At 75.3% G+C, this 12,452-nt stretch carries 4 protein-coding genes; all 4 read left to right on the forward strand.

Annotated features, from left to right (window positions below; genetic code table 11):
* Positions 1–112: 112 nt before the first annotated feature.
* On the forward strand, positions 113–8,140 hold the full coding sequence (locus ACSNOH_RS28375; protein WP_436724289.1) for an amino acid adenylation domain-containing protein: 8,028 nt from the start codon (positions 113–115) through the stop codon (positions 8,138–8,140).
* A gap of 56 nt (positions 8,141–8,196) precedes the next feature.
* Positions 8,197–8,439 carry an MbtH family protein gene (locus ACSNOH_RS28380; protein WP_436724290.1) on the forward strand — a complete coding sequence of 81 codons (243 nt, stop codon included), beginning with the start codon at positions 8,197–8,199 and terminating at the stop codon, positions 8,437–8,439.
* On the forward strand, positions 8,436–8,717 hold the full coding sequence (locus tag ACSNOH_RS28385; protein ID WP_436724291.1) for a hypothetical protein: 282 nt from the start codon (positions 8,436–8,438) through the stop codon (positions 8,715–8,717). Before ACSNOH_RS28380 ends, ACSNOH_RS28385 begins: the two co-directional genes overlap by 4 nt.
* Positions 8,714–12,452: non-ribosomal peptide synthetase (locus ACSNOH_RS28390; RefSeq protein WP_436724292.1), on the forward strand; the 3,739-nt coding region annotated here is incomplete at its 3' end. The genes ACSNOH_RS28385 and ACSNOH_RS28390, both read left to right, overlap by 4 nt.

Consider the following 12,452-nt stretch of genomic DNA (forward strand, 5'->3'; position numbering starts at 1 on the left):
CGCTGTCCCCGCCCCCGCTCCGGCCTCCGCCGCACCGGCCCCTGCCGAGGGGACCCGCCCACCGGAGCAGGCCGGGCCGACGCCCATCCCGCTCGCCCCCGCCGACACCTACGTGGCCTTCCGCCCCGCCGGCCCCGCCGGCACCGGTCCGGCCCGGCGGCTCACCGACGCCCAGGAGAAGTTCACCGAGGACCTCGTCAGGCGCTACTGCGAGCGCACCCGGGCCTCGAAGGCCCAGGCCGTCCGCGAGCGGGCCGTCAACGCCGACGTCCGCAACTCCCCGCGGTCCGACGTGCGGCTGCGCGAGACGCACTACCCGATCGGGGTGACCCGCTCCCGGGGCGCCCGGCTGTGGGACGTGGACGGCAACGAGTACATCGACCTGACGATGGGCTTCGGCGTCAACGTCTTCGGGCACAACGAACCGTTCATCAACGAGGCGATCACCGGGCAGCTGGCCCAGGGCATCCAGCTGGGACCGCAGCCCGCCCTGACCGCCGAAGTCGCCGGGCTCATCTGCGAGATGACCGGCAAGGACCGGGCGCTGTTCTGCAACACCGGTTCCGAGGCGGTGATGGTCGCGATCCGCCTGGCCCGGGCGGTCTCCGGCCGGTCCAGGGTCGTGGTGTTCGCCGGCTCGTACCACGGCTCCGCCGATCCCGTCCTGTCCCGGCAGGACTTCGAGGGCAGGGCCGGCGAAGCCGTCCCACTGGCCCCGGGGATCACCGAGGCGGTCAGCCGGGAGACGCTGGTCCTGCCGTACGGCGACGCGGCCTCCCTGGACGTGATCCGCGAACACCTCGGCGAGCTGGCGGCGGTGCTCGTCGAGCCGGTGCAGAGCCGCCACCCCGGCCTGCAGCCCCGCGCCTTCCTGGAGGAGCTGCGCCGCATCACCCGCGACGCCGGCGTCGCGCTGGTCTTCGACGAGGTCATCACGGGCTTCCGCACCCACCCGCGCGGCGCCCAGGCGCTCTTCGGCATCGAGGCGGACATCGCCACGTACGGAAAGGTCGTCGGCGGCGGGCTGCCCATCGGCGTGGTCGCGGGGGACGCCCGCTACATGGACGCGATCGACGGCGGCGTGTGGACCTTCGGCGACTCCCCGTACCCCGGCTCGGTCCGCACCTTCTACACCGGCACCTTCTGCAAGCACCCCCTGGCCCTCGCCGCGAGCCGGGCCGTGCTCCTGGAGATGAAGCGCCGCGGCCCCCGGATGCAGGAGGAGCTCAACGCGCGGGTGGGCGGGCTCGCCGAACGCCTCAACTCCGCGTTCGCCGACGCCGCCCTGCCGCTGCGCGTCGCGCACTTCGGGTCGCTGTTCCGGCTGCGGTTCCTCGACCAGCCGCTGAAGGCCGAGACCACGGAGCTCTTCCACACGGCCCTGCTGGAGCGGGGCCTGTACATCTGGGAGGGGCGCAACTGCTTCCTGTCCACCGCGCACGGCGACGAGGACGTGGAGGAGATCGTCTCCGTGATCCTCGGCGTCGCCGAGGACATGCGGACGGCCGGCTTCTTCCCCGGTGCCCGAGCCCTCCGGACAGGCCCCGGGACCGCCGCCCCCGCCCCGGGGACCGCAGCCGGCGGCCCGGCCCCCGGCGCCGCCGCGGACCCTGCCGCGAGCGGTGAGCCGTACCCGCTCAGCGCGGTGCAGGAAGAGCTCTGGATCCTCGACCAGATGGGCCCCGACCAGTCGCGCTCCTACAACGAGAGCGTGCTGCTCGACCTGCGCGGCGACCTCGACCTGGACGCGCTGCGCGAGGCGGTCGGCAGCACCGTGCGCCGTCACGAGTCCCTGCGCTCGGCCTTCGCCCCCGACGGGTCCCACCAGACACCGTCCGCCCCGGCCGGGGACACGGTCCCGCTGGTGGACCTCTCCGGCGCCCGGCAGCCCGGCGGGGCCGAGGCGGCGCTGCGGGCCTGGCTGGACGACCGGGCCGACGAGACCTTCGACCTGGCGACCGGGCCCCTGTTCCGCACGGCCGTCCTGCGGCTGGCGGAGGACCGCCACCAGCTCTACCTCGCCGCCCACCACGCCGTGATCGACGGCTGGTCGTTCGGCGTCCTCTTCAACGAGATCGGGCGGTTCTACAACGCCCGCCGCGACGGCGTCCCCGCGGACCTGCCGGCCGCGCCGCAGTACCGCGACTTCGTCGCCCGCCAGCTCCGGTACGCGGGCTCCGCCGCCCGGGAGGCCGACGAGGGCTACTGGCTCGAACGGTTCGCCGACGCGCTGCCCGCCCTCCGGCTCCCCACGGACCGCCCGCGTCCGGCCCGCGTGACCTACCGCGGCGGCCGGGTGACCGCCTCGCTCGACACGGACGTCGCCGGCCGCGTGGCCGCCGCCGCACGGAAACTGGGCAGCACCCCCTTCACCATCCTGCTGGGCGTCTACGCCTGCCTGCTGCACCGGCTCACCGGCCAGGACGACCTGGTCATCGGCGTGCCCGTGGCGCAGCGCGGCTACGAGGACGCCGACCGGGTCGTCGGCAACTGCAGCAACCTCCTGCCCGTCCGCAGCACGCTCCGTCCCGGAGAGACTGCCGCGGACCTCCTCGAAGGGCTCCAGAAGACCCTCCTCGGCGCGTACGACCACGCCGGTCTCCCGTTCTCGGCGCTGCGCGGCAAGCTCCCCACGAGCACGGACGCGAGCCGCTCCCAGCTGTTCGGCACGATCTTCAACCTGGACCGGGACACCGAGCCGCCGGTGCTGTCCGGCCTGACCACCTCGCTGGTCACCCCGCCCCGCCGGTACACGCCGGCCGACTTCGAGATCCACGTGCAGGTCTCGGGCAGCTCCTCCGAGCTGATCTTCAAATACAACTCGGACCTCTTCGACGAGGACACCGTCACCCGGTACGCGGGCCTGTACCGGCACCTGCTGCACGCCTTCCTGGAGCGGCCGGACCGCGCCGTCACCGAGATCCCGCTGACCGCCGGCGAGGAACGGGCGGCCCTGCTCGCCGCCGCCCGGCCGCCCCTGCCGACGGCCGTCCCCGACGCCTCCGTGGTGGAGCTGTTCGAGCGCGCCGCCGAGGCCGCGCCGGACGCCGAGGCCGTCGTCCACGGCACGGACCGCCTCACGTACCGGCAGCTGAACGAGAGGGCGAACCGGCTCGCCCACCTGCTGCGCCGGCACGGAGTCGGGACCGAGAGCCGGGTCGGCATCCTCATGGAGCGCGCACCGGACCTGATCGTGGGCGCGCTGGCCGTCTGGAAGGCCGGCGGGGCCCACGTGGCCCTCGACCCGTCCGGCCCGGCCCGGCGGCGGGCCGCCGTCGCCGCGGACGCCGGGGTGGCGCTGGTGCTCACGCACCGCCGCTGCGCGAGCCCGGCGGACGACCTGCCCGGCACCACACTGCTGCTGGACGCGGACGACACGGCGGCCGACCTCGCCGGGCAGCCCGCCGGCAACCCCGCCGTGCCCGTCCTCCCGGACTCCCTGGCGTACATCGTCCACACCTCGGGCTCGACGGGGCGTCCCAAGGGCGTGATGGTCTCCCACCGTTCGCTGGCGCTCCGCCGGTACGGCTGGGAGCTCGCCTACGGCATGGCGGAGCGGTCCTCGGTGCTGCAGATGGCCTCCTTCGGCTTCGACGTCTTCGTCGGCGACGTGGTGCGCGCCCTGTGCTCCGGCGCGAAGCTCGTCCTGTGCCCCCGCGACGTGCTGCTCCAGCCCGCCGCACTGCTGGCCCTCATGCGCGAGGAGGCGACGGACTGCGCCGAGTTCGTCCCGCTCGTCCTCAACGGCCTCGTGGAGCACGCGCGCACGACCGGCGAGAGCCTCGCGTTCGTGAAACTGCTCATCGTCGGCTCGGACTCCGTCTACGACAGCGATCTGGCCCGGGCCCGCGAGGTCACCGGCCCCCACACCACGCTCGTCAACTCCTACGGCCTGGCCGAGGACACGATCGACACCACGTACCACGTCCACCGCGCGCCCGCCCCCGGGGCGGGACACCGCTCCCTGATCGGCCGCCCGTTCCCGGGAGCCGAGGCGTACGTGCTCGACGACGCCCTCCAACCCGTGCCGCCCGGCGTACCGGGCGTCCTCCACACCGGCGGCGCCGGATCCGCCCGCGGCTACCTGGGCCGCCCCGGCCGCACGGCGGAACGTTTCGTCCCGCACCCGTTCAGCACCGAGCCGGGCGCCCGGCTGTACCGCACGGGCGACCTGGCGCGCTACCGCGACACCGGCGACGGCCTGGTCATCGAATACCTCGGGCGCCGGGACGGCCAGCTGAAGATCCGCGGCTACCGCGTCGAGGCCGGCGACGTCGAGGCCGCCGTCCGCGAGGTGACGGGACACCAGGGCGTGGCCGTCGTCGCGCACGGCGAAGGAGCGGACCGGCGGCTCGTCGCCTACGTGGCCACCGGCCGGCCCGCACAGGATGCCCCCGTCGCGGACTGGCACGCCCGGCTCCGCGACGAACTGCCCGACTACATGGTGCCGTCCGCCTTCGTGCCCGTGGAGGCCCTGCCGCTCACCCCGAACGGCAAGCTGGACCTGCGCGCACTGCCGGACGCGGCCGGCGCCGGTCCGGCACCGGGCCGCGCCTACACCGCGCCCCGCTCACCCGCGGAAGCGACCCTGGTGCGCATCTGGGAGGACGTCCTGGACCGCACGCACATCGGTGTGCACGACGACTTCTTCCTCCTGGGCGGCCACTCCCTGCTGGCCACCCGGGTGGCCAGCAGGGTGCGCACGGAGCTCGGCACCGAACTCCCCATCCGGCTGCTGTTCGAGTCACCGACCGTCGCCGGCCTCGCCCGCGCCCTGGAGACCGGCGCCCTGGAGACCGGCGGCCCCGGAGGCGGCGCCCGCCCCCGCACGCCGCTGCTGCCGGCGGAGCGCCCGGACCCCGTGCCCCTGTCCTTCGCCCAGGCCCGGCTGTGGTTCCTCAACCGGTTCGCCGGACCGAATCCCACCTACAACATCCCGATGGCGCTGCGCATGACCGGCGACCTCGACACCGCCGCGCTGCGCGCCGCCCTGGACGACCTGGTGGACCGGCACGAGACCCTGCGGACCCGGTTCGCCGAGCACGACGGCAAACCCGGGCAGCACGTGGTCGCCGCGGCCGCGGCACGCCCGCGCTTCACCACCCGGACCGTCGCGCCCGGCGACCTCACCGAAGCCCTCGCAGCAGCCGCCGCCGACCCCTTCGACCTCACCCGCGACCTGCCGCTGCGCGCCTGGCTGTTCTCCCTCGGCGACGGCGAGCACGTGCTGATGGTCGTCCTGCACCACATCGCCGGGGACGGCTGGTCCCTGGCGCCGCTCGCCCGCGACCTGGTCACCGCGTACGGCGCGCGCGCAGCGGGCCGCGCACCGCACTGGGAGCCGCTGCCCGTGCAGTACGCCGACTACACGCTGTGGCAGCGGGAGATCCTCGGATCCGAGGACGACCCCGGCAGCGCCGTCTCACGGCAGCTCGCGTACTGGCGCGGCGCCCTGGAGGGCATACCGGAAGAGCTCGCCCTGCCCACCGACCGGCCGCGCCCGGCCACCGCCGGCGACGGCGGCGGCAGCGTGTCCTTCGGCCTCGGACGAGACCTCCACGAACGGCTGCTGGACCTCGCCAGGCGCAGCGGAACGAGCCTGTTCATGGTGGCGCAGGCCGCGCTGGCGGCCCTGCTGAGCCGGCTGGGCGCCGGCGACGACATCCCCGTCGGCACACCGATCGCGGGCCGGACCGACCAGGCCCTGGAGGACCTGATCGGGTTCTTCGTCAACACGCTGGTGCTGCGCACGGACACCTCGGGCGACCCGGACTTCCTCGGCCTCCTGGAGCGCGTCCGGGAGACCGACCTGGCCGCGTACGCGCACCAGGACGTCCCCTTCGAGCGCCTGGTGGAGGCGCTCAACCCGGCCCGCTCGACGGCCCGGCACCCGCTGTTCCAGGTCATGCTGGCCCTCCAGAACACGCCCGGGACCGAGATGGAGCTGCCCGGCCTGCGCCTGGCCGAGGAGCCGGTCCCGACGGTGACCTCGAAGTTCGACCTGTTCATCAGCCTCCGCGAACTCCCGGACGGCGGTGCCGAGGGGCTGCTGGAGTACAGCACCGACCTGTTCGACCGGGAGACCGCCGCCTCCCTGGCCCGCCGGTACGTCAGGCTGCTGCACGCGGTGGCCGGCGATCCGGGGCAGCCCATCAGCCGCATCGACGTCCTGGAGGAGGGGGAGCGCCACCGCCTCCTGGAGGCGTGGAACGACACCGCACGCCCGGTGCCCCGGGCGACCGTGCCCCAGTTGTTCGCGGCCACGGCGAGCCGCACCCCGGACGCGCCCGCCGTGGTCTTCGAGGACGAGACCTGGTCGTACGCCCGGCTCGACGCGTACGCCGGACGGCTGGCACGCCTCCTGGCCGAGCGGGGCGCGGGCCCCGAACGGATCGTCGCGATGGCCCTGCCGCGCTCCGCCGAGATGGTCGCCACCATCCTGGCCGTGCTGCGGACCGGCGCCGCCTACCTGCCCGTCGACACCCAGTACCCCGCCGAGCGCATCGAGTTCATGCTGGCGGACGCCCGGCCCGCCCTCACCGTGACCAGCACGGCCGCCGCCGGGCGGCTGCCGGACGGGGCGGCCCGGCTGGTGCTGGACGACGACGCGACCCGCGCGGCCCTGGACGCCGCCGGCCACCCGGACCCGGTCGGCGAGGCCCCGCCGTCAGCGGCGGAACTGCAGCACCCGGCCTACGTCATCTACACGTCCGGCTCCACCGGCCGGCCCAAGGCCGTGATGATGCCCATGGCGGGCCTGGTCAACATGCTCCGCTGGCACAACGAAGCCTTCGCGGGCGGCGGCACGGAGCGGCGGATGGCCCAGTTCACCGCCATCGGCTTCGACTTCTCCGTCGAGGAGATCCTCGCGCCCCTGCTGGCGGGTCACTGCCTGGCCGTCCCCGCCGACGGCGTGCGCGGCGACGCCGACGCCATGGCCCGCTGGCTCGACCGGCACCGGGTCACCGAACTGTGCGCGCCCACCCTCGTCATCGACGCGATCTGCGCCGCCGCCGCCCGGCAGGGCAGCGACCTGCCCGCCCTGTCCGAGGTGTTCCAGGGCGGTGAGGCGCTGACGGTCGGCGACCGGCTGCGCGCCTTCCTCGGCCGGGTGCCCGGCAGGCGCCTGCACAACGTCTACGGCCCGGCCGAGACCCACGCCGTGACCTCCCACACCCTCTCCGGCGACCCGGCCGGCTGGCCGCTGAGCGCCCCGATCGGCCGCCCGCTGCACAACACACGGGTGTACGTCCTGGACGCCGCCGGCGCACCCGTCCCGACGGGCGTGACCGGAGAGCTGTACCTGGCCGGCGCCGGGGTGGCCCGCGGCTACCTCGGCCGCCCCGGACTGACGGCCGCACGGTTCCTCCCCGACCCCTACGGGCCGCCCGGCTCCCGCATGTACCGCACGGGCGACCTCGGCCGCCGCAACCGCGCGGGCGAGCTGGAGTTCCTCGGCCGCGCGGACCGCCAGGTGAAGATCCGCGGCTTCCGGATCGAGCCCGCCGAAGTGGAGGCGGCGCTGCGCCGCCTGCCCGGCATCGCCGCCGCGGCCGCCGTCGCGCAGGAGGACGGCGCGGGCAACCGGATCCTGGCCGGCTACCTCGTGCCCGAGGAGGGAGCCTCCCCGGACCCGGCGGCCGTCCGGCGCGCCCTGCGGGCCGAACTGCCCGACTTCATGGTGCCGTCGGTCTTCGTGACGGTGGACGCCCTGCCGCTGACGCCCAACGGCAAGCTCGACGCGGCGGCCCTGCGCGGGGCCGCGGGCTCCGGCACGGTGTCCGGCGAGGAGTTCGTGGCGCCGCGCTCGCCCCTGGAGGAACGGCTGACGGAGATCTGGGCCGATGTCCTCGGACGCCGGGAGATCGGCGTGCACGACGACTTCTTCCTCCTGGGCGGCCACTCCCTGCTGGCGACGACCATGGTCGCCGGCATCCGCGAGCGGCTGGGCGCGGACCTCCCCCTGCGCACGCTCTTCGAGGCACCGACCGTCGCCGGCATCGCCGCGGAGCTCGAAGCGCGCGGCCACACCGGCGACCACCCGGCCGGCGGCACCGGCGGTGCCGACGAACTGGACGGCCTGGTCGACGAACTGGCCCGGCTGACCGGGCACGGCGAGGACACCGGCACCCACCCCTGAAGCCCCGCACCACCGAGGCCCGCAGCCCCGAGACGACGGACGAGAAAGGCAGGCACGTGTACGGAGCCGACGAGGACCAGCGGATCTACGCCGTGGTCGTCAACGACGAAGAGCAGTACTCCATCTGGCCCGAGCCCGGCGAGCCGCCCCTGGGCTGGCGCAAGGCGGGCCGCAGCGGCTCCCGGGCCGAGTGCCTCGACCACATCGAGCAGGTCTGGACGGACATGCGGCCGCTCAGCCTGCGCCGGCACATGGACGGTACGGACGGGCAGGACCGCCCGGAGGAGGCCCGGACGTGAGGGCGTACAGCAAGGCCTACCCGCTGCGGGACCTGCGGTCCTTCGACGGCTGGGCGGAACTCGCGCGCGGCGCGGACGCCGGCCTCGGCGACGACGACGTCGTCTACCTCCGCGACGACCTGACGGTCGTCCGCACCCCCGTCCTTCCCGGCGCCGGCGCGCACGGCCTGGTGGAGACGCCGACCGCGCCCTGGCGGGCCTACTGCTCCGCAGCCCTCGGCTTCGGCGCCGGTGAGCCGCGGCGGGCGCCGGACGGCCCGGCGGGAACCCCCGGATGAGCGCGGCGGAGCAGGCCGGGCAGCGGTCCGCGGCCGAGGTGCTGCGCCAGGTGGAGAACCTGCCGCCGGAGAAGCGGGCGGCCCTGTGGCGGCGCCTGTGGGAGCGCGGCGTACCGACCGGCGCGCTGGCCCGCATCCACGGCGGCGCGGAGGAGGCACCGGCGTCGTTCACCCAGCGGCGGATGGTCTTCCTGCACCGGCTCGACCCCGCCAGCCCCGCCTACAACTGCCCGGCCCAGGTCAGGCTGACCGGCCGGGTCAGCCACGACGGCGTCGAGGCCGCCCTCAACGCGGTGGCGCGCCGGCACGCGGTCCTGCGCGCCCGGCTGCCGGTCGTGCGCGGCGAGGCCGTCCAGCGCACCGGCCCGCCGGAGCGGCTGCCGCTCCCGGTGATCGACCTGACCGGGCTGCCCCCGGAACGCCGCGCCGAGGAGAGCGACCGCCTCGTACGCGCCGAGCAGGAAGTGCCCTTCGACCTGGAGAACGGGCCGCTGATCCGCTTCGTCCTGGTCCGCCTCGCCGCCGACGACTGCCTGCTGCTGCTCAACTTCCACCACGCCGTCGCCGACGGCTGGTCCTTCAGCGTCTTCTCACGGGAGTTCGGCGCCCTCTACGAGGCCCACCTGGAGGGCCGCCCCGACCCGCTGCCCGAGCCCCGGCTCCAGTACGCCGACTACGCGCGCTGGCAGCAGGACTGGCTGCACACCGAGGAAGCGCAGCAGCAGATCGCGTACTGGCTGGAGCAGCTCGCCGGGGCACCGCCGCTGCTGACGCTGCCCACCGACCGGCCGCGCTCGGCCACCGTCACCCGGCGCAGCGCCGTGCGGCACCTCACGCTGCCGCCGGACGTCCGGGACGCCGTGGCCCGGCTGGCCCGGCAGGCGGGAGCCACCCCGTTCATGGTGCTCCTGGCGGCCTTCCAGATCGTGCTCGCCCGCTTCTCCGGGCAGGACGACGTGCTGGTCGGCACGCCGGTCTCGAACCGCCGGTACAAGGAGTTCCACGAGCTCATCGGCTTCTTCGTCAACTCCGTGGTGCTCAGGGGCCGCCCCCGGGACGGGCTCGCCTTCGAGGAGTACCTCCGCGAGGTCCGCGCCACCTGCCTCGCGGCCTACGACCACCAGGACATCCCCGTCGACGTCCTGGCCCGGCGGCTGCACCCCGACCGGGAGCTCGGCCGCAACCCCATCTACCAGGTCAACCTGGCCTTCCACAACACGCCCGAGCCCGTCGGCTCGGCCGCGGGCATGGACATCACCCCGCTCGACCTGGACTACGAGGGCGCCCGGTTCGACCTCGACCTGGTGGCCCACGAGTCCGGTGCCGGCCTGGAGTGCTCCTTCATCTACGCCGCGGACCTCTTCGACGCCTCCCTGGTCGACGGCATCGCCACGGGGCTGGAGACCCTCCTCGGCGCGGCCCTCGCCGACCCCGCCACCCGGCTGGCCGACCTGCCGCTGCTCGGTCCCCGGGCACGGCGCGAGGCCCTCGACGCCGGCCGGGGCCCCCGCGTGACGCACCCCGGACCCGACTGCGTCCACCGGCTCTTCGAGGAACAGGCGCGCCGCACCCCCGGAGCGACCGCCGTCCTCGGCCCCGGCGACGAGGAACTGACCTACCGCCGGCTGGACACCGCCGCCAACGCCTTCGCGCACCTCCTGCGGGACGCGGGCGCCCGGCGCGGCTCCCTGGTCGCCGTCCTCTGCGAGCGCGGGCCCCGGGCCGTGACCGCCCTCCTCGGCGTCCTCAAGGCCGGCGCCGCCTACCTGCCGCTCGACCCCGCCTACCCGCGGGCCCGCCTGGAGCACATGCTCCGGGACAGCGGAGCGCGCCTGCTGGTCACCGGGCCCGGCCTCGGCGACCGGCTGGACGCACCCGGCGTGCGCGTCCTGCGCACCGACGCCGCCCCGCCCCCGGCGGACGCCCCGCCCGCCGTCCCCGTCACGGGCGACGACCTCCTCTACGTCATGTACACCTCCGGGTCCTCCGGCGGCCCCAAAGGCGTCCTGCTCGCCCACCGCCAGGTCGCCAACTACCTCCGGTGGGCGGCCCGGACCTATCGCGTCCACGAGGGCGGCGGCGTGCCCCTGCACTCCTCCCTCGCCTTCGACCTCACCGTCACCAGCATCTTCGCCCCGCTCCTGACCGGACAGCGCCTGGTCCTGCGCGACGAGGGCGACAACCCCGGGGAGGCCCTCCTCGCCCACGCCGACCGCGCCGAGGACCTCAGCATGGTCAAGCTCACGCCGTCGCACCTGCGGATGCTCGACGGCCACGAGGCGCAGCAGCGCCCGGGCCACTGGGCGCGCACGCTCGTCGTCGGCGGCGAGGCCCTGCACGGGGAGCTGCTCGCGCGCTGGCGCGGCGGCGACCGGCCGGTGCGCGTGTTCAACGAGTACGGGCCCACCGAGACCGCCGTCGCGTGCACCGCCCACGAGGCCCGCGACACCACCGACGGCCCCGTGCCCATCGGCACCCCCCTCGACAACACCCACGCCCACGTCCTCGACGACCGGATGCGCCCCGTGCCCGCGGGCGTCACTGGCGAGCTCTACATCGGCGGCGCGGGCGTCTCCTACGGCTACCTCGGCCGGGGAGCGCTGACCGCCGAGCGCTTCGTCCCCGACCCGTTCTCCGGCGAGCCCGGCGCCCGGCTGTACCGCACCGGCGACCTCGCCCGCCGCCTCGGCGACGGCAGCCTCCTCTACCTCGGACGCGCCGACCAGCAGGTGAAGATCCGCGGTCACCGCATCGAACCCGACGAGATCACCGCCGTGATCGACGACCACCCGCGGGTCCTGCAGAGCGTCGTCGCCGCCGACCGGGACCGCCTCGTGGCCTTCGTCAGCCCGCGCCCGCGCCGCACCGGCGACCCCTCGGGCACCGCCCGCGAGGAGGACCGCGTCGGCCAGTGGCGGATGCTCTACGACGACACCTACGGCACGCCCGGCGGACCGGACACCCTGGAAGGCTGGGACAGCAGCTACACGGGCCGGCCCATCGACCCCGGCGAGATGAAGGCGTGGCTGGAGGACACCGTCGAGCGGGTGCGCGCGCTGCGGCCCCGCCGCGTCCTGGAGATCGGCTGCGGCACCGGCATGATCCTCTCCCGGACCGCCCCCGGCTGCGACCACTACCGGGGCACGGACCTGTCCGCCGCGGTCATCGGCGAACTGCAGCGCACCCTCGGCGGGACCCGCCCCGGCACCGGCGGCCGGGTCGAACTGCTCGCCGCGCCCGCCCACCGGGCCGTGCGGCCCGGCGACAGCTTCGACACCGTCATCCTCAACTCCGTCGTCCAGTACTTCCCCTCGGTCGACTACCTGCTGACCGTCCTGGACCAGGCGGTCGGGGCCGTACCCGGCGCGGGCCACGTCTTCCTGGGCGACCTGCGCAGCCTGCCCCTGCTCGACCTGTTCCACACCTCCGTGACGGTCCACCGGGCCGCCGCCGGCGACCGGGCCCGCGACGTACGCGCACGCATCGCCCGCGCCGTGCACGCCGAGGAGGAACTGGCCCTCGACCCCCGCCTCTTCACCGCACTGCGGCACCGCTACCCGCGGCTCGCCGACGTCCGCGTCCTGCCCAAGGCCGGCCGCTACCGCAACGAACTGAGCTGCTTCCGCTACGACGTCGTCCTCGCCCTCGCGCCCGCCGGCCACGACGCCGCTCCCGGCCCCGGTTCCGGCCCCGCCGAGGACACCAGGGACGGCAGCGGCCTCACCCCCGGCGCGG

The sequence above is a fragment of the Streptomyces sp. URMC 127 genome, from assembly GCF_051386535.1.
GTDB lineage: Bacteria > Actinomycetota > Actinomycetes > Streptomycetales > Streptomycetaceae > Streptomyces.